We start from the raw sequence: 23,173 nt of genomic DNA, 5'->3' as shown, positions 1-23,173 counted from the left end.
AACTTGCGCGCACGAAGATCAAGATCAAAAGCGGGGGCGAGGCGCTACGCGCTCGCTGAAGCAAGAGCAAGAGCAAGAGCAAGAGCAAGAGCAAGAGCAATAGGCAGCCAGGTATCCATCCAGGGTTTGAGCTATAGAGGCCTTACCGTAGGGCGCCGAACCTTGGAAATATCAAGGGCGCCCGGTGCCATCAACCCCACCCCTCCAACCGCATCGTCGCCCGCACCAACCGCTGCTCCTCCTGCTCGATCTCCCGCAAGTTGTCGCGAATACTGTTGATGTGCTCGCGCGCCGCCCGCTGCGCCTGTTCAGGCAATTGCTCCATCACCGCATGATACAAACGCCTGTGCTGACGGTCGATCTGGCGCATCTGCGCCGGGCGCCCGTACAGGTTGTTGACCGAGGCGAACACCGTGCTCAGGTTCAGCTCGCTCAGCGACTGCAAGGTATGCACCAGCACCGGGTTGTGCGAAGCCTCGCTGATGGCCCGGTGAAACGCATGGTCGCGCCGAGCATGCTCACGCGGGTCGTGAGCCTGGGGGGCTTCATGGGCCTCGAGCATTTCCTCGTAGCGCCGCTTGATCAGCACCCGGTCCACCTCGGTGGCACGCAATGCCGCAAGCCTGGCCGACTCGCCTTCAAGCAACGCGCGTACCTCCAACAGATCGTACAGCGTGCGTGGCTGCGAGCTGAACAGGTGCATCAGCGGCGTCACGTGATCGGCACCGCTGAGGTCGGCCACGAACGAACCCCGCCCCTGCTCGGTATCGACGATCCCGCGCCCGCGCAATACACGCAAACCCTCGCGCAGCGCCGAACGCGAACACCCCAGCTTCTCCACCAGGCGCCGCTCCGAGGGCAGCGCCTGGCCGACCTTCAGCACCCCGTCGACGATCAGCTTCTCGATACGCTCAGCCACCTGGTCGGCGACCTGCGGCCTGCCTTGCTTGCCTGAACCGGACACCGCCATTGCCACGCTCCATGAACTGGTAGGACCAGTGGCCAAGCATCCGCCACCTGCTTGCCACTCTATACCCGCGAGCCGCAGTTCTTCCACGGCTCAACGCAAACCCTGCGCAGAAAGTGGTAGGACCAGTACATCACCCCATCGACGCCCACTGTCACCTGCGCGCAGTCTGCAAGCATCCTGCGGCCCCATGCACGCAGGCGCCCAGAACAACAAGAAACCGCGTGAGCCCTATGAACATCCTCTACGACGAACGCGTCGATGGCGCGTTGCCCAAGGTCGACAAGGCCGCCCTCCTCCAGGCCCTGAACGACGCCCTGCCCGACCTGCAAGTGCTGCACAGCGAGGAAGACCTGCGTCCCTATGAGTGCGACGGGCTCTCGGCATACCGCGTGGTGCCGCTACTGGTGGTGCTGCCCGAACGCCTGGAGCAGGTGCAGGCCCTGCTCAAGCTTTGCCACGCACACCAGGTGCCAGTGGTGGCCCGGGGCGCCGGCACCGGCCTGTCCGGCGGCGCGCTGCCACTGGAAAAGGGCATCCTGCTGGTGATGGCGCGCTTCAACCGCATTCTCGAGGTCAACCCCCAGGGCCGCTTCGCCCGAGTCCAGCCAGGGGTGCGCAACCTGGCCATTTCCCAGGCCGCCGCGCCCTTTGGGCTGTACTACGCTCCCGACCCCTCGTCGCAGATCGCCTGCTCCATCGGCGGCAATGTCGCGGAGAACGCCGGTGGCGTGCACTGCCTGAAATACGGGCTGACCGTGCATAACCTGCTCAAGGTGGAGATCCTCACCGTAGAAGGCGAGTACATGACCCTGGGCAGCGACGCCCTCGACGCCCCCGGTTTCGACCTGCTGGCGCTGTTCACCGGCTCCGAAGGCATGCTCGGCATCGTCACCGAGGTGACGGTGAAACTGCTGCCCAAGCCCCAGGTGGCGCGGGTGCTGCTGGCCAGCTTCGACAGCGTGGAAAAGGCCGGCGGCGCAGTGGCCGACATCATCGCCGCCGGCATCATTCCCGGCGGGCTGGAAATGATGGACAACCTGTCGATCCGCGCCGCCGAAGACTTCATCCACGCAGGCTACCCCGTGGACGCGGCAGCCATCCTGTTGTGCGAACTCGACGGTGTGGAAGCCGACGTGCACGACGACTGCGAGCGGGTCGAGGCAGTCCTGAACGCCGCAGGCGCTACCGAAGTGCGCCTGGCCTGCGACGAGGCCGAACGGGCGCGCTTCTGGGCCGGGCGCAAGAACGCCTTCCCTGCGGTGGGGCGCATTTCCCCGGACTACTACTGCATGGACGGCACCATCCCGCGCCGGGCGCTGCCCAGGGTGCTCAACGGCATCAATGAGCTGTCCCGCGAACACGGCCTGCGGGTGGCCAACGTGTTCCACGCCGGCGACGGCAACATGCACCCATTGATTCTCTTCGACGCCAACCAGCCCGGCGAGCTGGAGCGTGCCGAAGCGCTGGGGGGCAAGATCCTCGAGCTGTGTGTGGCAGTCGGCGGCAGCATCACCGGCGAGCACGGCGTGGGCCGCGAGAAGATCAACCAGATGTGCGCCCAGTTCAACAGCGACGAGCTGACCTTGTTCCATGCCGTCAAGCACGCCTTCGACCCGCAAGGCCTGCTCAACCCTGGCAAGAACATCCCCACCCTGCACCGCTGCGCCGAGTTCGGCGCCATGCACGTGCACCACGGCAAGCTGCCCTTCCCTGACCTGGAGCGTTTCTGATGCGCCACGATCACGACGCCAGCGCCGCGTTGCTGGAACACGTCCACCAGGCGCTCCACCAGCGCACCCCGCTGCGTATCCAGGGCAGCAACAGCAAGGCCATGCTCGGCCGCCCGGTGACCGGCGAGGTGCTCGACACCCGCAGCCATCGCGGCATCGTCAGCTACGACCCCACCGAACTGGTGCTGACCGCTCGCGCAGGTACGCCGCTGCACGATATCGAAGTGGCGCTGGAAGCCGCCGGGCAGATGCTGCCCTTCGAGCCGCCACACCTGGGCAGCGAAGCCACTTTGGGCGGCATGGTCGCGGCAGGGCTGTCCGGCCCGCGTCGCCCCTGGGCCGGATCGGTGCGCGACCATGTGCTCGGCACACGCGTCATTACCGGACACGGCAAGCTGCTGCGTTTTGGTGGCGAGGTGATGAAGAACGTCGCGGGGTACGACCTGTCGCGGCTGATGGCCGGCAGCTTCGGCTGCCTCGGCGTGCTCACCGAGGTGTCGCTGAAAGTGCTGCCCAAGCCGCGCCGCAGCCACAGCCTGTGCCTGGAAATGGGTGTGCAGCAGGCCTTGGGCGAGCTCGCCGAATGGGGCCAGCAGCCGATGCCGATCAGCGCCGCCTGCCATGACGGCCAGGCCCTGCACCTGCGCCTGGAAGGTGGCGAAGGTTCGGTGGAATCAGCGTTGCAGCGCCTGGGCGGCGAGCCGCTGGACGAGGCTTACTGGCAGGCCCTGCGCGAGCAGCGCCTGGCGTTCTTCGACGCACCCGAGCCACTGTGGCGCCTGTCGCTGCCGCACAACTGCCCGCCGCTGGAACTGCCAGGACGCCAGTTGCTGGACTGGGGCGGTGCGCAGCGCTGGCTGAAGTCCCACGCCACACCTGAGCATGTGCGCCTGAACGTGGCACGGCTGGGCGGCCATGCCACCTTGTACGAGCCGGCCCCCGAGGCGTTCCACCCGCTCAGCGGTCCTCTGCTGCGCCACCACCGCAGCCTCAAGCAGCAACTCGACCCGCTGGGCATCTTCAACCCTGGCCGCCTGTACGCCGATGTGTGAGAACCCGCCATGCAAACCAACCTGAGCGAACAGGCCAAGCGCCTGCCACGTGCCGCCGAGGCCGAGCGCATCCTGCGGTCGTGCGTGCACTGTGGTTTCTGCACTGCCACCTGCCCTACCTACCAACTGCTGGGCGATGAACTGGACGGCCCGCGTGGGCGCATCTATCTGATCAAGCAAGTACTCGAGGGCCAACCCGTCACCGCAAAGACCCAACAGCACCTGGACCGCTGCCTGAGCTGTCGCAACTGCGAAACCACCTGCCCGTCCGGGGTGCAGTACCACAATCTGCTGGACATCGGTCGCGCCGTGGTCGAGCGGCAGGTTCCTCGTGGCTTGGGCCAGCGCCTGTTGCGCGAAGGCCTGCGCGCGGTGGTGCCGCGCCCTGCACTGTTCAAGGCCCTGACTCGAGGCGCCAAGGCATTGCGCCCGCTGCTGCCCCAAGCCTTGCACGCCAAGCTGCCGCGCCATGAACAGCCGGCCAAGCGGCGCCCAACCCCTGTGCATGCACGCCGCGTGCTGATGCTCGAAGGCTGCGTGCAGCCATCGCTGTCGCCCAACACCAATACCGCCGCCGCCCGGGTGCTGGACCGCCTGGGCATTTCCGTGACCCCAGCCCGCGAGGCCGGCTGCTGCGGCGCCGTGGACTACCACCTGGACGCCCAGGACACCGGCCTTGAGCGCGCCCGGCGCAATATCGACGCCTGGTGGCCAGCCATAGAGGCCGGTGCCGAAGCCATCGTGCAAACCGCCAGCGGCTGCGGCGCCTTCGTGCGCGACTATGGCCACCTGCTCGCAGGCGACTCGGCCTACGCCGCGAAGGCCGCGCGTGTCAGCGCCCTGGCCCGCGACCTGGTCGAGGTGCTGCGCGCCGAACCCTTGGAGCAACTGGGTATTCATGGCGATCGCCGCCTGGCCTTCCATTGCCCCTGCACCCTGCAACATGCGCAAAAGCTCGGCGGCGCCGTGGAAGCCGTGCTCGAACGTCTAGGCTTCAGCCTGACCGCCGTGCCCGACAGCCACCTGTGCTGCGGCTCGGCCGGCACCTACTCGCTGACCCAGCCGACGCTGTCGCGCCAGTTGCGCGACAACAAGCTCAACGCCCTTGAAAGCGGCAAACCCGAAGTTATCGTCACCGCCAATATCGGCTGCCAGAGCCACCTCGACAGCGCCGGGCGCACGCCCGTACGGCACTGGATCGAAGTGGTCGAACAAGCCCTCGCCTAGGAGAGACCCATGCAAAGCAAAGCCGTGCTCGAACACGCAGACGCCACCCGTATCCTGGCCGCCGCCCGCGCCGAAGCGCAGGCAAACCAATGGGCCGTGACCATCGCCGTGGTCGACGACGGCGGCCATCTACTGGCGTTGGAGCGTCTCGACGGCGCGGCGCCGATCAGCGCCTACATCGCCGCTGAGAAAGCCCGCAGCGCGGCCTTGGGGCGGCGCGAAACCAAGGGCTATGAAGACATGGTCAATGGCGGGCGCACTGCCTTCGTCAGCGCCCCGCTGCTGACCTCGCTGGAAGGCGGCGTGCCGGTGCGTGTCGATGGACATGTGGTGGCGGCGGTGGGGGTCTCCGGCGTCAAGGCCGAACAGGATGCCCAAGTGGCGATGGCAGGTATCGCGGCACTCTGAAGCACGCCTCTGGCAGTACCGGCCGCTTGGCGGCGGTTCGGCGCGAAGCGGCCGGTACTGTCACCCCTAGCACAATCCACCGGAATGCTTGCCTGATTCTCTGATTCACCTACTCCCCGCATGGGCAACCGCCCCTGCCAAGGTCTAGAGTCTCTATAAAAAAGGGCCAAGGCGCCAGGCGCCCCGGTGCACGGCCCATAACCATAGACACCGACCGATGATCAGCGGGTGAGCCAATGGAACTACGCATCAACCAAAAGACCTATCAAGTCGACGCCGACGCCGATACGCCACTGTTGTGGGTAATCCGCGATGACCTGGGCCTGACCGGCACCAAGTACGGCTGTGGCCTGGCGCAATGCGGCGCCTGTTCGGTGCTGGTGGACGGCAACGTGGTGCGCGCCTGCGTCACCCCGGTGGCCGGGGTGGTGGGCCGCGAGGTCACTACCATCGAGGCGGTCGAGGCCGACCCTGTAGGCAAGCGCGTGGTCGAGGCCTGGGTCGAGCACCAGGTGGCCCAGTGCGGGTACTGCCAGTCGGGCCAGGTGATGGCCGCCACGGCGCTGCTCAAGCACACGCCCAAGCCGAGCGATGAGCAAATCAGCGCAGCGATGGTCAACCTGTGCCGTTGCGGCACCTACAACGCCATCCATGCCGCCGTGCACGAGCTTGCCAAGCAGGAGAACGCCTGATGAAGCTGCGTAGCGAGGCCTTCGAGGCCGTGATGAAACTGCCTGAGGGCGAAACCGTCAACCTGTCGCGCCGCCGCTTCCTCACCGGCACCGCCATCGGCGCATTGGTGCTGGGCTTTGGCCTGCCGATCGGCGCAACGCGGGTGCAGGCGGCGGCTGCCACTGCCGCCAACGTCGAGCGTGGCACCCAGGTGCCGGCATTCCTGGCGATCCAGCCCGACAACCGCGTGCGCCTGCTGTGCCCGTTCATCGAAGGTGGCCAGGGTACGTTCACCGCCATGGCGCAGATCGTCGGTGAGGAACTCGACGCCGACCCGTCCACCTTCCTGGTGGAATGCGCACCACCAGGCGATGCCTATTACGTGATGGAAAACGGCATGCGCATCACCGGCGGCAGCATGTCGGTGCGCATGAGCTACCCGACCATGCGTCGCCTCGGCGCGCTGGCCCGCGCCATGCTGCTCGAGGCCGGTGCCGAGGCGTTGAAAGTACCGGTAGGCGAACTCACCACCGAGCCTGGCAAGGTAGTGCACGCCGCCTCTGGCCGCTCGCTGCCCTACGGCGAGCTGGCCGAACGCGCCCTCGACCTGCCGGTACCGGACCCTGCCAGCGTGCAGCTGCGTGACCCCAGCCAGTTCCGCTGGATCGGCAAGCCGGTCAAGCGCCTCGACGCTTATGACAAGTCCACCGGCAAGGCGATCTTCAGCATCGACCTCAAGGTCGACGACATGCTCCACGCCGCCGTGCAACACGCCCCGCGCCTGGGCATGACCGTAGGCGCGCTGCGCAATGAAGCACAGGTCAAGGCGATGAAAGGCGTGCACTCGGTGCACCAGCTGCCCGGCGCGGTGGCCGTGGTGGCCGAACGCTGGTGGCACGCCAAGCGCGCGGTCGAGGCGATACAGGTCGACTGGCAGGAAGCGGCCAGCGACTCGGCGCTGCGGGTCATGCCTGCCGACTTCTCCAGCGACGCCTGGCGCGACCACCTGGCCGCACAGACCGGCCCTGCCCGCGACGACGAGAACCATGGCGACGTGGCCCAAGCGCTGGCCAGCGCCAAGACCCAGGTCGAGGCCACCTACCACAACCAGTACCTCAACCACGCCCAGCTGGAGCCTCCATCAGCCTTGGCGCGCTTCAACCCCGACGGCTCGCTGGAAGTGTGGATCCCCAACCAGGCACCCGAGATGTACGTGGCTGATATTGCCAAGCGCACCGGCCTGAAACCTGAGCAGATCACCCTGCACTCGCCGCTGCTCGGCGGCTTCTTTGGCCGACACTTCCTGTACGACTCAGCCAACCCCTACCCCCAGGCCATCATCCTGGCCAAGGCGGTGGGCCGGCCGGTCAAGCTGATCTGGACCCGCGAGGAAGAGTTCCTGCGTGACGCGCTGCGTCCAGTGGCGCTGGTGAAGTTTCGCGCCGGGCTCGACGATAAAGGCCTGCCGGTAGCGATCGAGGCGGTCAGTGCCACCGAAGGCCCCACCGAGGCCCTGGCCGGCAAGCAAGGGGAGAAGATCGACCCCACCGCCATGGAAGGGCTGGCGGGAAAGACCTACGCCATCCCCAACAAGCGTATCGCGCAGATCTACGTCAAAGGCCCGGTGATGCTCGGCTACTGGCGTTCGGTGGGCAACTCGCTGAACGACTTCTTCTATGAAGCCTTCCTCGACGAGCTGGCCGACAAGGGCGGCCACGACCCGTTCGAGCTGCGCCTGCACCTGCTGCGCGACAACCCGCGCCTGACCACCTTGCTGCAAGCGGTGGGCGAGTTGTCTGGCGGCTGGAAGCGCGGCCCGTTCACTGCCGAAGACGGCAGCAAGCGCGCCCGTGGCGTGGCCATGGCCTCGCCGTTCGGCACGGAAACCGCCGTGGTCGCCGAGGTGTCGATCGACAACGGCCAGGTCAAGGTGCACGACATCTGGCAGGCCATCGACCCGGGCAGCATCGTCAACCCGGCGATCGTCGAGGCACAGGTCAACGGCGCAGTGGCGCTGGGGCTGTCGCAGACCCTGGTGGAGGAAACGGTGTACGTGAACGGCCAGCCCAAGGCACGCAACTACGACCTCTACCCGATCCTGCCGCCAGCGCGCATGGCTCGGGTGCATGTGAAGGTGGTGGAAAGCGGCGCGAAGATGGGCGGAATCGGCGAGCCGCCGTTGCCTGCCGTCGCCCCTGCCGTGGCCAACGCTGTCGCGCGGCTGACCGGCCAGCGTGTGCGTAGCCTGCCCATGAGCCGCCATACCTTCAGCTGACCGGGGATACGCTTGATGAATAACAGCCGAGTGGTAAACACCTTGGGCTGGCTGGCCCTGCCGTGCCTGGTCGCGGCGGGCCTGCTGGCCTGGTACGTCACCCGCGAGCCTGCCTCACCCCTGCCGCAGGAAGCCCCAAGCGCCGATGCGGCGCTGGTGGCCCGTGGCGAATACGTTGCGCGTCTGAGCGACTGCGTGGCCTGCCACAGCCTGCCCGGCAAGGCGCCGTTCGCCGGCGGGCTGGAGATGGCCACGCCCCTGGGGGCGATCCACGCCACCAATATCACCCCGGACCGTGAGACCGGCATCGGTACCTACAGCCTGGCCGACTTCGACCGCGCCGTGCGCCATGGCGTGGCCCCCGGCGGGCGGCGCCTGTACCCAGCCATGCCCTACCCGTCCTACGCCAAGCTGAGCGACGACGATGTGCGCGCGCTGTACGCCTTCTTCATGAACGGCGTGCAACCGGCCAACCAGCCCAACATCGCCAGCGACATCCCCTGGCCGCTGAACATGCGCTGGCCGATCGCATTGTGGAATGGCCTGTTCGCAGCGGACACGCCCTACGCCGCCAAGCCCGGCGAGGATGCACTGTGGAACCGTGGCGCCTACATCGTCCAGGGCCCCGGCCACTGCGGCAGCTGTCACACTCCACGGGGCCTGGCGTTCAACGAGAAGGCCCTGGACGAAGACGGCAAGGCCTTCCTCTCTGGCGCCCTGCTCGATGGCTGGTATGCGCCAAGCCTGCGCCAGGACCCGAACACCGGCCTTGCGCGCTGGAGCGAAGCGGACATCGTGCAGTTCCTCAAGATCGGGCGCAACAAGCACGCGGTGGTGTATGGCTCGATGACCGAGGCGTTCAACAACTCCACGCAGTTCATGAGCGACGACGACCTCGGCGCCATCGCCCGCTACCTGAAGTCGCTGCCCGGCGACCCGGCGCGCGACGGCACGCCGTGGCAGTACCAGGCCGTGTCGGCTGCAGAAAAACTGGACGTGCCCGGTGCCCACACCTACGTCACCCAGTGCGCCTCGTGCCACGGCCTGGATGGCAAGGGCCAGGCCGAATGGATACCGCCGCTGGCAGGTGCCACGTCGATGCTGGCCAAGGAAGACGCCTCGGCGATCAACATCACCTTGAACGGCTCGCAACGCATCGTCGCCGCCGGGGTGCCGGATGCCTACCGCATGCCGGCATTGCGCGAGCAGTTGTCGGACCAGCAGATTGCCGAGGTGCTGAGCTTCGCCCGTGCTGCCTGGGGCAACCACGGCGGCGCAGTGGATGCCAAGGCCGTGGCCAAGTTGCGCGAACACACCGATCCGGCCAGCAGCAGCCCGATCATTCTGCATATGCGATAGTGGCTGTACGGGCCGCTTTGCGCACAAGCCCGCTCCTACAAGGGCCCTATTGAACCCTGTAGGAGCGGGCTTGTCCGCAAAGAGGCCCGTACAGCCCCATAACCTCAAGGCCCCCTCTCATGGAAAGTATCGACCTGTTGGTCCTTCGCACCGCCCGTGACTGGCTTCAAGAAGGCCATCGCGTGCTGCTCGCCACCGTGGCCCGCACCTGGGGCTCGTCCCCGCGTCCGATCGGCTCGATGATGGCCCTGCGCAACGATGGCCGAGTGGTCGGCAGCGTGTCCGGCGGCTGCATCGAGGACGACCTGATCCACCGCTACACCACCGCCTACGGCGGCCCTGGCCTGCCGCGAAGCCGGCCGCAGCAGGTCCGTTATGGCGTCACCGCCGACGAAGCGCACCGCTTCGGCCTGCCCTGCGGCGGCACCTTGGAACTGGTGCTGGAATTCGACCCGGACTGGCAGTTGCTCAGCCAACTGCTCACGCAGCTGGATCAGGGCCAACTGGTACGCCGCCAGCTCGAACTCAGCAGCGGCCAGGCCAGCCTCGCCGCCACCGACACCCCGGAGCAGTTCGTCCTCGACGACAGGCACATGCTCAACACCCTCGGCCCCGGCTACCGCATGCTGCTGATCGGTGCCGGTGCCCTGGCCGAGTACCTGTCGACCATGGCGCTGTTCAACGGTTTTCGCGTGGCAGTCTGCGACCCGCGCCCAGAGTACATCGATGGCTGGAACGTGCCTGGTGTCGAGCGACTGGTCGGTATGCCTGACGACGTGGTACGCGCCTTTAGCCCCGACCTGCGCACTTGCATCGTCGCCGTCAGCCACGACCCCAAGCTCGACGACCTGGCCCTGCTCGAAGCCCTGCACAGCCCAGCGTTCTACATCGGCGCCATCGGCTCGCGGCGCAACAGCCAGCAGCGCCGGGCGCGGCTGATCGAGCATTTCGGCGAAACCGAAGCGACGCTTGCGCGCTTGCACGGGCCGATCGGGATCTACATCGGCAGCAAGACCCCGGCGGAGATCGCCGTGAGCGTGATGGCGGAGATTCTTGCAGCCAAGAACGATGTGACCTTACCCGGGGCGGTGAATGTGTCGAAGGCCAAGGGTGAGCGGGACCAGGCGATGCTGGAAGGTTGAGGCCTGGCCCGCCCGTGCCGCTAGGCTTTCACCACCGCCTGCAAACGCGCCCACAGCCGCTCTACATCGCTACGCTCGGTCGGCAGCGCGCCGATCGACACCCGCACCATCCAGCGACCATCCAAGGTCGCCGGGGTCACGTAGGCATCGCCTGAGGTATTCAGGCGCTCTGCCCAGGCCTTGGTGTGCCTGTCCAGGGCCTCGCCTTCCAGCCCCTCTGGGCGGTGCTGCAGGCACAGTGTCTGCAACTGCACGGGCGCCACAAGCGCCCAGCCAGGCGTGGCGTCGACCTGCTCGGCCAGCCAGCGGGCGTTGTCCAGGTCGCGGCGCAGGCGCTGCTGCAACGCCTCCACACCTTCGCTGCGCAGCATGAACCACAGCTTCAGGGCGCGGAAACGCCGGCCCAGGGGAATGCCCCAGTCGCGCAGGTTCTTCACCTCGCCATCGACCGACGATTGCAGGTAGCTGGGGTTGGTGCTCATCACCCGGATCAGATGCTGCGGGTCGCGCACGTAGTAGATCGAGCAGTCGAAGGCCACGCCCAGCCATTTGTGAGCGTTGACCACCACTGAATCAGCCAGCTCGATGCCATCCCACATCCAGCGGCATTCCGGAAGGATCATCGCGGAACCTGCCATGGCCGAGTCGACGTGCAGCCACAACCCGGCAGCCTGGGCGATCTCGCCGATCGGGCGCAGCGGGTCGAGTGCCGTGGTGGCGGTAGTGCCGGTGGTGGCGACCACGGCGCAGGGCTGGTTGCCGGCGGCCAGGTCCTGCTCGATGGCGGCCTGCAACGCCTCGGGAAGCATGGCGTAGCGCTCATCGGTGGGGATCTGGCGGATGTTGTCGCGACCGAAGCCGGCCAGCAGCGCGGCCTTGTCCACCGAGCTATGGGCATGGGCGCTGACGTAAACCACCAAGGGTTTTTCCTGGGCTTGCAGGCCGCCACGGACCAGGGCATAGCCAGTGGCACGCTCGCGGGCGCAGATCAGTGCGACCAAGGTGCTGGTGGACGCCGTGTCCTGGATCACCCCGCTCCACTGGTCCGACAGCCCGAGCAGCTGGCGCAGCCAGTCGAGGGTGGTTTCCTCCAGCTCGCTCAGCGCTGGGCTGGACTGCCACGACAGGCCGAGCACGCCAAGGCCGGTGCTCAGAAAATCGCCCAGCACCGAGGACAGGGTGCCGTTGGAGGGGAAGTAGCCATAGAAGTCCGGGTGCTGCCAGTGGGACAGGCCGGGCATCAGTAATTTCGAGACGTCGCCGAGAATGGCGTCGAAGGCTTCGCCTTGCTCGGGGGCGGACGCGGGCAGGGCGGCCTTGAGATAGCCGGGTTCGACCTGGGCCATCACCGGGCGCTCGGCGACGGTCTGGCGGTAGTCGGCGATCAGGTCGATCAGCTGGTGCCCGTACTGGCGGAATTGTTCGGGGGTCATGGGATGTCCTGGGCTGGCTTGGGTTCTGATGCAACCAGTTCCGGCCCCCTCGCGGGCAAGCTTGCGAGAGGATCAGGACTGACACACCACGATCAGCCCAGTCTAGACACCACCCCAGCACCAATGAACCCCGCTTCGCGCATAGCTGCTATCGCGAAGCCGCATGCCCGCCATGCACACCGAACTGCGACTGGCGCCACAACTCATACACCCGGTTACGCAGCCAGCGATGCTCGGCCGAGGCCTGCAAACGCTGGTGCCACACTACCCAGTAGCGCTGGGTATGCTCGATAAAGCCCAGCGGGCGCCAGGCCACTGGGTGCGTGCGCTCCAGTTGCCGGGCAATGTGCTCGGGCAGCGTGGACAAGGCCTGGCCGTTGCCGACCACCTGGACCATGGCGCTGAAGAACGGCACTTGCAGCGCCATGCGCCGCTGCAGGCCCTGGGCGCGCAGGTGGCGGTCGATGAAGCTGTCCTTGTCGCCGCCCCCGGACACCCGCACATGCTTGTAGGCCAGGTAGTCGTCCTGGCACAGCGCCGCGCTCGCGGTCAACGGGTGCTCGCGGTGCATCAGGCACACCGCGCGGTCCTCGCCGAGCAGGCGACCGTGCAGGTTGGGCGGCGACTCATCGAACAGCGTGGTCGCCAGGTCGATCTCGCCGCTGGCCAGCAAAGCGTACTGGCCAGCCTGCCAGGTGCGGTATTCTAGAGACACGCCAGGGGCTTCGCGCTCCAGCGCCGTCACCAGGTCGGGCAGGATGTGCTCGGCGACGTAGTCGGAGGCGGCCAGGCAGAAACGTCGCTCGCAGCGGGCCGGGTCGAAGGTGCCGGGCTGGCGCAAGGCGCTGAGCTCGTCGAGCACCTGGCGCAAAGGCTCAACCAAGGTTTCGGCATGCTCGCTAAGCACATAGCCGCGCCCCTGGCGCACCAGCAGCGGGTCATCGAAGGCGTCGCGCAGGTGAGCCAGCTGGCGGCTCAGGGCCGATTGGCTGCAACCCAGGCGTTCGGCGGCGTGGCTGAGGTTCTTCAGCTGCAGGAGGGTGTCGAGGGTGCGCAGGTGGGCGAGGCTGAGGGAGGCGAAGGTGGGGGTCATGAGGTGACCTGCTGTGGTGATTTACCCTGCCCTTTCGCGGGCAAGCCCGCTCCTGCAGGTTCAGCGTCGGCCTGTAGCAGCGAGCCTGCCCGCGAAAGGGCCGCAACGCGGCCCCGCGAGAAACGATCAGGCAGTCAGGCCGACATAGACGTTCTGCACGTCATCGTTCTCGTCGATGGCTTCGAGGAACGCTTCCACCTCGGCCAACGCCTCGGCGCTCAGGCTGGCGGCGCTGACAGGGTTCTTCGGGGTGTAGCCAATCTTCGCCGAGGTCACGGTGAAGCCCTGCTCCGGCAAGGCTTTCTGCACGGTGTCCAGGTCGGTGGTGTCGGTGATGAACAGGGTCGCGCCCTCTTCTTCACCCGGCTCGAAATCCTGGGCGCCGGCTTCGATGGCGGCCAGCTCCGGGTCGGCATCGGCGTTGGCCGGCGTGGCCTCGATCAGGCCGACGTGATTGAAGTCCCAGGCCACCGAACCACTGGTGCCCAGTTGCCCTTTACGTTTGTTGAAGATGTTGCGGATTTCGGCGACGGTGCGGTTGACGTTGTCGGTCAGGCACTCGACGATCAGCGGCACCTGGTGCGGGGCGAAGCCTTCGTAGCTGACGGCCTGGTACTGCACGGCATCGCCATCGAGGCCTGCGCCCTTGCGGATCGCGCGCTCCAGGGTGTCGCGAGTCATCGAAGCCTTCTTGGCCTGCTCCACCGCCAGGCGCAGGCGCGGGTTCATATCCGGGTCGGCGCCGGACTTGGCGGCGATCTGAATTTCCTTGGCCAGCTTGCCCATGATCTTGCCTTTGGCGTTGGCTGCGGCTTCTTTATGCTTGGCTTTCCACTGTGCGCCCATGTCGACTCTCTTTGTTCCAGCGGCCGGTTCAGGAAGCGACCGGCCAAAAAGTGGGTTGCAGTTTATACGCCCTCGGGCGGGTGATCGACAAGAAATCGTGTAGAAGCCTTCCCGGGTGAAACCGCTCCCGCAGGGTGCGCGCCGCCGCTACTACAATCAGCGCTACCCCCTGCGCCACGAAGACCTCGCCATGCTCTACCGCCTGAGTGCCGATACCCTTCTGCTGCTGCACCTGGCCTTCATCCTTCTGGTGCTGTTCGGTGGCCTGCTGGTGCTGCGCTGGCGCCACGCCGTGTTCATCCACCTGCCGGCCCTGGCCTGGGGCCTGGCGGTTGAGTGCCTGCACCTGGAATGCCCATTGACCGAATGGGAAAACCGCCTGCGCCTGGCCGCCGGGCAGGCTGGCTACCAGGGCGGCTTCATCGAGCACTATCTCTGGCCGCTGATCTACCCCGCCGGGCTCACGCCGCAGATCCAGGTGCTGCTGGGCGCCATCGTGCTGGGCCTGAACCTCGGGGTATACGGCTACGTGGCCTGGCGGCTAGCGCGTCGCCACCACGAATAACCGGGGGAACGGCAGCAGCACCTTGCCGTCGCTGGCCGCAGGGTAGTCCTGCTCCATCGCTTGCAGGTACAACTGCAGGAAATCTTCGCGCTCCCGCTCCTCCAGCCGCGCCAGGTATGGCCGCAGTCCCGAGCCCTTGAACCACTCCACCACCGCTTGCGCGCCACCCTCGAGCGGGTGGTGGTAGGTGGTGCGCCACACGTCTACCCGGCTGCACAGCGGGCTGAGCAGGTCATAGTAGAAGGCGCCGTTATGCCGCGGCGGCAGCGTGAAGTCGGTGAACTTGGCAGCCCACGGGCCTTGGCTGGCGATCTCGCGCATGCGCCGGTGGGCAGGCTCGTCGAGGTTGTCCGGGGTCTGCACCGCCAGGCTGCCGCCGTCGGACAGCTGGCGCACCAGGTGCGGGTAGAGGTTGCCGTGGTCCGGCACCCACTGCAACGAGGCATTGGCAAGGATCAGGTCCTGGGGCACCGCTGCGCTCCAGTGGGCGATATCGGCGATCTCGCAGCGTACCCGCGGCACCTTCAGACGCGGGCGCTCGCGGGCCTTCTCGATCATGTCCGGGTCGCTGTCGAGGGCGGTGACCTGGGCATCGCCACTCTGCTGCAACAGTACTTCGGTGGAATTGCCCGGACCACAGCCAAGGTCGGTGGCCTGGCGTATCGGGCGCGGCGGCACGGCGGCGAGCAGGTCGCGCACGGCGCGGGTGCGTTCGTTTTCGAACAGGGAATACTGGGTGGCGGACCAGGCCATGGGTGGGCTCCTTCGGCGGTTGAGCCCCTAGCATAAGCCCTTTGTCGGCGCCTGGCAGGTCAGGAAGGGTCAGCCGGTACCCGTCGGCAGGCGTTTGATCCGGTACATGTCGCTATCGGCATGGCTGAGCAGCGCATCGGCATCTTCGCCGTCCTCTGGGTAGCAGGCCACGCCGATGCTGCACGAGGGCATGGGTAAGCCTGCGAATTCCGCACCCAAGGGCTCGGCCATGGCGCTGGTGATCCGCTGCACCTGCTCGCACACTGCGCTGCGCGATGCCACCTCGGTCAGCAGCACGGTGAACTCATCGCCGCCAATGCGCGCCACAGTGTCGGTCTCGGCCACGCAGGCCTGCAGTCATGCCGCATACCGCTTCGCCTGAAGTCCAAAGCCGCCTCGCGTTCCTCCCCGGACTGACCCTGTTCATTCATTGAACGACTGTCGTCCCTTTTCAGTCCGATACAAAGCCTTCCCGACCGTTACGTGAGGGGTGTCATGCGAAATGGGCGCCTATTGATGCGGTCGCCACCAGACAGCTTTGAGCAGGAGACTGGTTTGATGGATCAAGCAACCGCTCACTCTTTTTCACCGACACGGCGCCAGTTGCTGGGGGCCTCGACTGTGCTGGGCCTGGGGCTGGGCCTGGGTTGGGGCCCGGCCCTGGCGGCCCAGAAGCTTGCCGTGCGGCAACTACAGGTCAAGGTCAATGGCCAGTCGTTTCATGTGATCGAGCAGGGTCAGGGACCGGCGGTGCTGTTCTGCCATGGTTTTCCGGACACCGCGCAGACCTGGCGCCAGCAGATGCAAGCGGTGGCCGAGGCCGGCTACCGGGCAGTGGCGCTGGACATGCGCGGCTACGGGGAAAGCTACGCCCCGGACGACCCGACGCTCTACACCTCGCTGCATATCGTCGGCGACCTGGTCGGCGTGCTGGATGCCCTGGGCATCGATTCTGCGGTGCTCGTCGGTCATGACTGGGGCGCGGACCATGCGCAGCGGGCGATGTTGATGCGACCGGACCGCTTTCACGCGCTGGTCAGCCTGAGCATTCCTTACGCGCCCCGCGGCGAGATCAACTACTGGGAGACGCTTCGCCAGCAGGGACTGGAGGATCGCTACTACGCCTTCGACATGATGAAGCCTGACGCCGAGGCACGCTTTGCCCGTGCCGCGCAGACCATCCCCAGCGTGCTCTATTGGCTGTCCGCCAGCGCGCCAGCGGGCACGGGATGGGACCCGGTCGATCCGCAGCGCAACATGCTGCGCCCTTCCCCCGTCAGCGTGCCGGACTGGGCGGACCCGGACTATGTGCGCCATACGATCCGCACGTTCGAGAAAACCGGCTTTCGCGGCGGGCTCAACTACTATCGGGCGCTGCCGACCACCTTCGACCTGACGCCGGCCTTCAAGAACGCGCCAATCCGCCAGCCTTCGCTGTACATCTGGGGCGCGGAAGACGGCCTGTGCCAGTTCTTCCATCCCAACGCTCCCAGCCTCGAAGAACTGCGACGCGCCCAGCCTGGCCTGGTCGGGCAGGTGCGCCTGGAAAACGTTGGCCACTGGGTACAGCATGAAGCGGCCAACCGCGTCAACGCCGAACTGATCGCGTTCCTCGATGGCAACAGGAAGGCGTGAGGCTCAGTTGCCCAGCGCACGCTTGCGACACCCAGGAAGGACTGCAATGGGAAAAGCCCCCTCCGCCGCCCTGCCCCCGGTTCGCGTCGAACGCGAACTGAGCCTGCGGGCGGTGCTTACCGGTGCGATGCTGGGCATACTGCTCACACCGTCGAATGTGTATGCCGGGCTGAAGATCGGCTGGTCATTCAACATGTCGATCATCGCGTTGCTGGTCGGCTTCGCCCTCTGGCAGGGGCTGGCCGGACGAAGAAAAGGCCAAGCCGGGTGGTCGCTGCACGAAAGCAACATCAACCAGACCGTGGCCTCGGCCGCCGCCTCCATCGTTTCCGGCGGGCTGGTCGCGCCGATCCCGGCCTACACGCTACTCACCGGCCAGCAGTTGGACCCGGTGCCGATGATGGCGTGGGTATTCTGCGTGAGCTTCCTGGGTATCTGGATTGCCTGGTACCTGCGCCCTGCCTTGCTCAGCGACCACGACCTGAAGTTCCCGGAAGGCATGGCGACCCTGGAAACGCTGCGCCAGATCTACAACCAAGGGCATGAAGCGATGGCGCGGATCAAGGTGCTGTGCGGCGCCGCGCTGTTGTCAGGGCTGGTGAAATGGGTCGACGGGTTTATCTGGGCCATACCGCGCTGGGCCCCCACACCTGTGCTGGAGCGCCTTACCTTTACGTTCGACCCTTCGCTGATGCTCATCGGCTTTGGCGGCATCATCGGCATTCGCGTGGGCGTCACCCTGCTGCTGGGCGCCGCGCTGGCATGGGGCGGGCTGGCGCCGTGGCTGGTCGAGCAGGATCTGGTGACGTTCGCCGCGGACGCCAGCGGCCCACAGTTCGCCGTGCTGGTGGAGTGGCTGTTGTGGCCGGGCGTGAGCCTGATGGTCTGCGCGACCCTGACATCGCTGGCGATCAGGCTGTGGCAAACGTCACGGCAGTCGCGGACCGAGCGACGGGCCAATCGGCAGGGGCTTGGCCGTACGCGGTTTTCGCCTTGGCCAGCGTTGGGCCTGCTGCTGTCCGCCGGGCTGGTAGTGGCCTTGCAGGTGCTGCTGTTCGGCATCGTTTGGTGGATGGCGATGCTGAGCATGCCATTGGCGGTTTGCCTTGCCGTGGTCGCCGCGCGCGTGGTCGGCGCCACCGGTATCGCGCCGATCGGCGCCATCGGCAAGCTGTCGCAACTGAGCTTCGGCCTGATCGCCCCCGGCCAGGTGGCCATCAACCTGATGAGCGCCAACACGGCGGGTGGCGCGGCCGGGCAAGCCACCGACCTGATGAACGATTTCAAGGTAGGCCAGGCGATCGGCGCGACCCCGCACAAGCAGCTGGCTGCCCAATGCATTGGGATTTTTCTCGGCAGCATCGTGGGCGTGCTGGTGTACCTGCTGCTGATTCCCGACCCAAAGGCAATGCTGCTGACCGAGCAGTGGCCCGCACCGGCGGTCGCGACCTGGAAGGCAGTGGCCCAGACGCTGACGCAGGGGTTGGGGGTGCTGTCGCCGGAGGTTCGTTGGGCGATTGTGGCCGGCAGCGTGGCTGGCGTGTTGCTGGGCGCGCTGGACAGCCTCCTGCCGCAACGCGCGGCCCGCTGGCTTCCTAGCACTGCTGCACTGGGTTTGGCGTTCATATTGCCAGCGTCGATTGCCATGATGATGGGCCTGGGCGCCGTTTTGACCTGGCTGGTGAGTTGCCGCTGCCCGAACGTCACGGAGCGCTTCGCGATCACCGCTGCGGCGGGGTTGATCGCAGGGGAAAGCATCACGGGTGTCGGTGCATCTTTCTGGGAAATGCTCCGCACGCTGTAAACACGCCCGATGAAGGTGCGCTGGAAAGCCGTGAGCGACCATGGGTGGGTGTCGCTCAGAGATAAAGCCGATTCATTGACTCCGTTAGCCAGCGGCCACCGCATCAATTTCAATCAACATGCCATCCAGTGCCAGACGCGGCACCGGGATCAGCGTGCAGACAGGTTGCCGCCCTTGCGCCCAGATGCGGTTGGCTTGCGCGACCCAGGCGCGCAGTCGGTGCTCGTCATGATCGACGATCAGCAACGTGAGCTTGAATACCTGGGCCAGGCTAGCCCCCCGGGAGGCTAGCGCCGTCTGCAGATTGGCCAAAGCTTGGCTGGCCTGCTCCGTAAAGTCCGAGGACAGCTTGCCCTCGGCATCCTCGCCGCCCTGTCCAGCGATGAACAGCAGCCTGGCGCCAGGAGGCAGTTCAGCGACATGGGAGTAGCCGTTACTGCGAGGATCGTACAGCCCGTCAGGGTTGGACAGGGTGAATGCGGTGTTAGAGGCATGGGTCATGGAACTGCTCCGGATAGGGTGCGAGCAGTCTGGAACCTCAGGTTAAGTAGAGGTCAAGGGTTCTTGTACCGGACAAAACTTCGCCTCACCGCTTTGGATCCTTCGCCTCACCTGAGCGCCCATCACGTGTGCCCCCAACCTTCAGCGAAACGGCGAAAGTCTTCCTCGGGTTAGCGGGTTTTTGAGGCACACGAAGAGGGTTAGCCTGACATCACTCTTTGACCTGTAAAGGACCACCTCACATGAAAGCTGTAGTTTTCCAAGAAGCGGGTTTGCCAATCCAGAACGCTCGTTCCCTGTTCGAAACAGACCTGCCCAAGCCCACCCCAGGCGCTCGCGATCTGCTTGTCGAAGTGAAGGCAATTGCGGTGAACCCGGTCGATACAAAGGTGCGCGCCCGCAGTACCAGCCAAGAGGTCCAGGTACTGGGTTGGGATACCGTTGGTATCGTCCGTGAAGTGGGCAGCGATGTTTCACTGTTCAAAGCCGGCGACGAAGTTTTCTACGCCGGCGCAATCGATCGTCCAGGTAGCTATAGCGAATTCCACTTGGTCGATGAGCGCATTGTCGGCCACAAGCCGCGTAGCCTGGACGATGCCAGTGCCGCCGCCTTGCCGTTGACCTCCATCACTGCCTGGGAGCTGCTGTTCGATCGACTGGGCGTGCAGGAAAACGGTGGTGCAGGACAAAGCCTGCTGGTCATCGGCGCTGGTGGCGGGGTTGGCTCGATCCTGGTTCAGCTGGCTCGCAAACTTACCCAGCTCACCGTCATCGGCACAGCGTCGCGGCCAGAGACTCAATCTTGGGTGCAGGCATTAGGCGCCCACCATGTGATCGATCACTCCGCCTCGATCCCACTGCAGCTGGAAAACCTCAATCTCGACCCGGTCGACTACGTTATCAGCCTGACCCATACCGAAACCTACCTGCCCCAGATCATTGAAGTGCTTCGCCCACAAGGCAAGCTGGCGCTGATCGATGACCCAGCACAACTGGACGTCATGCCACTCAAGCGCAAATCGCTTTCGCTGCATTGGGAGCTGATGTTCACGCGTTCTCTTTATCAAACCGCAGACATGATCAAACAGCATGAGTTACTGAACAGGGTCTCCGAGCTGGTCGATAAAGGCGTGATCCAGACCACCATTGGGGAGCACTTCGGCAAAATCGGCTCGGATAATCTCAAGCGCGCCCATGCCCTGATCGAAAGCGGCAAAGCCAAAGGCAAGATCGTTCTCGAAGGCTTCTAACCCGCTGATATGCCCAAGGACAAGCTTATGAAAGGTTTCTTCCAAGCGACTGGCCTGGCGGTCGCGATCTCGCTCAGTGCAATGGCCGGGGCCGATACCGCAACGGGCTCTGGCACCCAGCCCGAACGTGTTTTCGCTTTCAATGGCGCCATGCCTACAGGCGTGACCGTCAGCGAAACTGGTCGGATCTTCATCAACTTCCCTCGTTGGGGAGATGATGTGCCCTACACCGTGGCGGAGATCAAACAGGGTCACTTGGTTCCTTATCCAGACTTGAAAACGAATGTGGAAAACGCCGAGGATCCGGCCGCCGGATTCATCAGCGTGCAAAGCGTCGTGGCTGACGGTAAAGGCCGTGTCTGGGTGTTGGATACAGCCGCTCCCGCCTTCTCCGAGCCCAAGGCAGGTGGAGCCAAGCTGGTCGCAATCGACTTGCGCACCAACAAGATCGTGAAAACCGTTGTGTTTGCGCGTGAGGTCATTCTCCCAACCACCTACGTGAATGACGTACGTTTCGATTTTCGCGAAGGTAAAGAAGGTACCGCTTACGTCACCGATTCGTCGGTAAGAGGGCCAGGCGCAATCATCGTCATGGACCTGGCCAGCGGAACCGCAACCCGGCGCCTGAGCGGCGCCAAGTCCACTTCCGTGGACCCCGAGTTCCGACCTGTAATTGAAGGGAAACCAGCACTGATCACCCGCGACGCGCAGGGTAAGTCAGCTCTGCTGACGGTAGCCTCGGACGGAATCGCCCTGTCGAACGATGGCAAGACGCTGTACTTCTGTCCGCTTTCGAGTCGCCACCTGTATTCGGTTCCAACCGCTTTGTTGCGAGACCCCAACGTGAGCGAAGCCGAACTCGAACAAGCGGTTGTGGACCTCGGTGAAAAAGGCGCCTCCGACGGACTTGAGGCTGACGCTGACGGTGCAGTCTATGCGGGTGACTATGAGCACAACTCCATCCGCAAACGGCTCGCCAATGGCAGCTGGCAAACCGTGGTTGAGGATCCCCAAGTCCTTTGGCCGGATACCTTGTCGATCGGACCAGACGGTTACCTGTATTTCACGGCCAACCAGCTGCACCGCTCTGCGGGCTTCAATGATGGCCAGGACAAGCGGGTGAAGCCTTACAGCCTGATGCGCGTCAAGATCGACGCCAAGCCTGCGCCCACCCATTGATCGGGAAACGACATGCAAGCGTCGGTCTGCCCTGGCGCAAGCTTGAAGCAGTAGGGGGGCCCCGTGCCCCGCTGCTCATTCTCAGGAACTTGCAATGAAACGTCCAAGACGATGTGTACTGACAGCCCTGATGGCCGGTTTTATCGGTGCAGCTCACGCCGAGGTGCCGCCAATCCTTCACGTGGTAGCCCAATCGGAAAATGCCGTATGGAATGCGGTCGCCGTTGACAGCCTCGGGAGCCTATATGTCTCGGGGCCGAAATGGACTGGCTCAGCTGGACCCTCGGTATCGAAGCTGGACCACGCCGGCCAGCCGCGTCCCTTTCCAGATGAGCGGTGGAACAGCACTGACGCGACCCTCCCGGCCGACCGGCGCTTCGTCAACGTGAATGCCATGCGTGTCGATGAAAGTGGTCGTTTGTGGATTGTCGATGCGGGCGTAACCGAATTTGGTGGCAAGGTCATTCCAGGTGGTGCAAAGGTCGTTGTCGTTGACCTGAAAAGCGGCCAGGTCATCAAGGTGATCCCATTCGACAGCAGCATCGCGCAAGCACATAGCTACATCGACGACATCCGCCTCAATGGCAAGCATGCCTACCTGACGGACGCAGGCGTTCCCGGCATCGTTGTCCTGGACTTCGAAACCAACAGGGCCCGACGCGTCCTGACCACCAGTCCTGCGGTACGCGCACCCGACAACCGCGACATCATGCTCAGCGGCCAGGTAGTCAGAGCCCCAGACGGAACAGCGTTAAGGGTGCACTCCGACCCCTTGGAGGTATCGCCAGACGGCAAATGGCTCTACTTCGCGCCATTGGAGGGGCCGTGGCACAAGATTGAAACGCGCTGGCTGAATGAAACCAACCTGCCGGAAGATGAACTCATCAAACACGTCGAGTTTTGGCGAGATCTGCCGCCAGTAGGGGGTACCGTCATGGACAGCAAGGGCAATTTCTATTTCAGCGACCTGGCTGAAGACAGCGTCAAGCGAATCTCCACTGACGGTACGATTCAGACCATCGCAAAGGACACTCGCCTGCACTGGGTAGATGCACCGGCGTTCGACAACGAGGGCAGGTTGTATTTGCCGGCAGCGCAAGTCGATCGAGTGAGCTTGTTCAACCATGGCGCATCGAAGGTCGAGCGGCCAATGAGCGTCTATCGCTTGGACCCGAAGTAACCTGCCCCACCCGTTTCGGAGCCATTGCCTTGTGCAGTGTGCATGCTGAAACGGGTTTTCCAGCACCACGTGTCTGCGCCGACTTTCCTGGTTCGGGTC

Annotated in this window: 20 protein-coding genes and 1 pseudogene; 14 read left to right on the top strand and 7 right to left on the bottom strand. The window is 65.1% G+C overall.

Annotated features, from left to right (window positions below; genetic code table 11):
• Window positions 1–190: 190 nt before the first annotated feature.
• Window positions 191–970, bottom strand: a complete 780-nt coding sequence (glcC, locus tag RAC97_RS22925; RefSeq protein ID WP_375101962.1) for a transcriptional regulator GlcC — start codon at window positions 968–970, stop codon at window positions 191–193.
• A 230-nt stretch (window positions 971–1,200) separates the two neighbouring features.
• Between glcC and glcD the strand changes: the two genes are divergently transcribed.
• From glcD to RAC97_RS22885, 8 genes are all read left to right on the top strand, one after another.
• Window positions 1,201–2,700: a glycolate oxidase subunit GlcD gene (gene glcD, locus RAC97_RS22920; protein WP_375101965.1), complete on the top strand. Its 1,500-nt coding sequence runs from the start codon at window positions 1,201–1,203 to the stop codon at window positions 2,698–2,700.
• Complete coding sequence (gene glcE, locus RAC97_RS22915; RefSeq protein WP_375101961.1) at window positions 2,700–3,752, top strand: glycolate oxidase subunit GlcE; 1,053 nt, start codon at window positions 2,700–2,702, stop codon at window positions 3,750–3,752. The genes glcD and glcE overlap by 1 nt, the downstream gene beginning before the upstream one ends.
• A gap of 9 nt (window positions 3,753–3,761) precedes the next feature.
• Window positions 3,762–4,979 carry a glycolate oxidase subunit GlcF gene (glcF, locus tag RAC97_RS22910; RefSeq protein WP_375101960.1) on the top strand — a complete coding sequence of 406 codons (1,218 nt, stop codon included), beginning with the start codon at window positions 3,762–3,764 and terminating at the stop codon, window positions 4,977–4,979.
• Window positions 4,980–4,988: 9 nt separating this feature from the next.
• Window positions 4,989–5,387: a heme-binding protein gene (locus tag RAC97_RS22905; protein ID WP_375101959.1), complete on the top strand. Its 399-nt coding sequence runs from the start codon at window positions 4,989–4,991 to the stop codon at window positions 5,385–5,387.
• 236 nt (window positions 5,388–5,623) lie between these two features.
• Window positions 5,624–6,079, top strand: coding sequence for a (2Fe-2S)-binding protein (locus tag RAC97_RS22900; RefSeq protein WP_375101958.1), 456 nt, complete (start codon window positions 5,624–5,626; stop codon window positions 6,077–6,079).
• Entirely contained in the window at window positions 6,079–8,334 is a 2,256-nt protein-coding gene (locus RAC97_RS22895; protein WP_375101957.1) for a molybdopterin cofactor-binding domain-containing protein, read from the top strand. Before RAC97_RS22900 ends, RAC97_RS22895 begins: the two co-directional genes overlap by 1 nt.
• A 15-nt stretch (window positions 8,335–8,349) precedes the next feature.
• Entirely contained in the window at window positions 8,350–9,693 is a 1,344-nt protein-coding gene (locus RAC97_RS22890; RefSeq protein ID WP_375101956.1) for a c-type cytochrome, read from the top strand.
• A gap of 119 nt (window positions 9,694–9,812) precedes the next feature.
• A complete protein-coding gene (locus RAC97_RS22885; RefSeq protein ID WP_375101955.1) occupies window positions 9,813–10,835 on the top strand; it encodes an XdhC family protein in 1,023 nt (340 codons plus the stop codon).
• Between the two features lie 20 nt (window positions 10,836–10,855).
• On the opposite strand, the gene RAC97_RS22880 is transcribed toward RAC97_RS22885, so the two are convergent.
• The 3 genes from RAC97_RS22880 to RAC97_RS22870 form a co-directional block, all read right to left on the bottom strand.
• A complete protein-coding gene (locus tag RAC97_RS22880; protein ID WP_375101954.1) occupies window positions 10,856–12,268 on the bottom strand; it encodes a DOPA decarboxylase in 1,413 nt (470 codons plus the stop codon).
• 148 nt (window positions 12,269–12,416) lie between these two features.
• Window positions 12,417–13,361: a LysR family transcriptional regulator gene (locus RAC97_RS22875; protein WP_375101953.1), complete on the bottom strand. Its 945-nt coding sequence runs from the start codon at window positions 13,359–13,361 to the stop codon at window positions 12,417–12,419.
• A gap of 126 nt (window positions 13,362–13,487) precedes the next feature.
• A complete protein-coding gene (locus RAC97_RS22870; RefSeq protein ID WP_375101952.1) occupies window positions 13,488–14,207 on the bottom strand; it encodes a YebC/PmpR family DNA-binding transcriptional regulator in 720 nt (239 codons plus the stop codon).
• A gap of 190 nt (window positions 14,208–14,397) precedes the next feature.
• Here RAC97_RS22870 and RAC97_RS22865 point away from each other — a divergent pair, with 190 nt between their 5' ends.
• Window positions 14,398–14,772, top strand: coding sequence for a DUF2784 domain-containing protein (locus RAC97_RS22865; RefSeq protein WP_375101964.1), 375 nt, complete (start codon window positions 14,398–14,400; stop codon window positions 14,770–14,772).
• On the opposite strand, the gene tam is transcribed toward RAC97_RS22865, so the two are convergent.
• Window positions 14,749–15,525 carry a trans-aconitate 2-methyltransferase gene (tam, locus tag RAC97_RS22860; RefSeq protein WP_375101951.1) on the bottom strand — a complete coding sequence of 259 codons (777 nt, stop codon included), beginning with the start codon at window positions 15,523–15,525 and terminating at the stop codon, window positions 14,749–14,751. The two genes, RAC97_RS22865 and tam, sit on opposite strands and share 24 nt — an antisense overlap.
• Window positions 15,526–15,594: 69 nt before the next feature.
• Window positions 15,595–15,882: pseudogene (locus RAC97_RS22855) on the bottom strand (diguanylate cyclase domain-containing protein); the annotation flags it as partial.
• A gap of 201 nt (window positions 15,883–16,083) precedes the next feature.
• Between RAC97_RS22855 and RAC97_RS22850 the strand changes: the two are divergent.
• Together RAC97_RS22850 and RAC97_RS22845 are read left to right on the top strand one after the other, a co-directional pair.
• On the top strand, window positions 16,084–17,160 hold the full coding sequence (locus tag RAC97_RS22850; RefSeq protein WP_375101950.1) for an alpha/beta fold hydrolase: 1,077 nt from the start codon (window positions 16,084–16,086) through the stop codon (window positions 17,158–17,160).
• A gap of 46 nt (window positions 17,161–17,206) precedes the next feature.
• On the top strand, window positions 17,207–18,964 hold the full coding sequence (locus tag RAC97_RS22845; RefSeq protein ID WP_375101949.1) for an OPT family oligopeptide transporter: 1,758 nt from the start codon (window positions 17,207–17,209) through the stop codon (window positions 18,962–18,964).
• An 84-nt stretch (window positions 18,965–19,048) separates the two neighbouring features.
• Here RAC97_RS22845 and RAC97_RS22840 read toward each other — a convergent pair whose 3' ends face one another.
• Window positions 19,049–19,465 (bottom strand): RidA family protein, encoded by a 417-nt coding sequence (locus tag RAC97_RS22840; RefSeq protein WP_375101948.1) that lies wholly within the window; start codon window positions 19,463–19,465, stop codon window positions 19,049–19,051.
• 242 nt (window positions 19,466–19,707) lie between these two features.
• On the opposite strand from RAC97_RS22840, the gene RAC97_RS22835 reads away from it, so the two are divergent.
• The 3 genes from RAC97_RS22835 to RAC97_RS22825 all read left to right on the top strand — a co-directional run bounded on the left by RAC97_RS22835 (window position 19,708) and on the right by RAC97_RS22825 (window position 23,074).
• Complete coding sequence (locus RAC97_RS22835; protein ID WP_375101947.1) at window positions 19,708–20,715, top strand: zinc-binding alcohol dehydrogenase family protein; 1,008 nt, start codon at window positions 19,708–19,710, stop codon at window positions 20,713–20,715.
• 81 nt (window positions 20,716–20,796) lie between these two features.
• Window positions 20,797–21,894: an L-dopachrome tautomerase-related protein gene (locus tag RAC97_RS22830; RefSeq protein WP_375101963.1), complete on the top strand. Its 1,098-nt coding sequence runs from the start codon at window positions 20,797–20,799 to the stop codon at window positions 21,892–21,894.
• A 94-nt stretch (window positions 21,895–21,988) separates the two neighbouring features.
• Complete coding sequence (locus RAC97_RS22825) at window positions 21,989–23,074, top strand: L-dopachrome tautomerase-related protein (protein ID WP_375101946.1); 1,086 nt, start codon at window positions 21,989–21,991, stop codon at window positions 23,072–23,074.
• The last annotated feature ends 99 nt before the right edge of the window (window positions 23,075–23,173 follow it).

This window comes from Pseudomonas sp. LS_2, assembly GCF_042709235.1.
GTDB lineage: Bacteria > Pseudomonadota > Gammaproteobacteria > Pseudomonadales > Pseudomonadaceae > Aquipseudomonas.
Note: the sequence above shows the minus strand (reverse complement) of the source record. Positions and strands in the feature narration are given on the sequence as shown.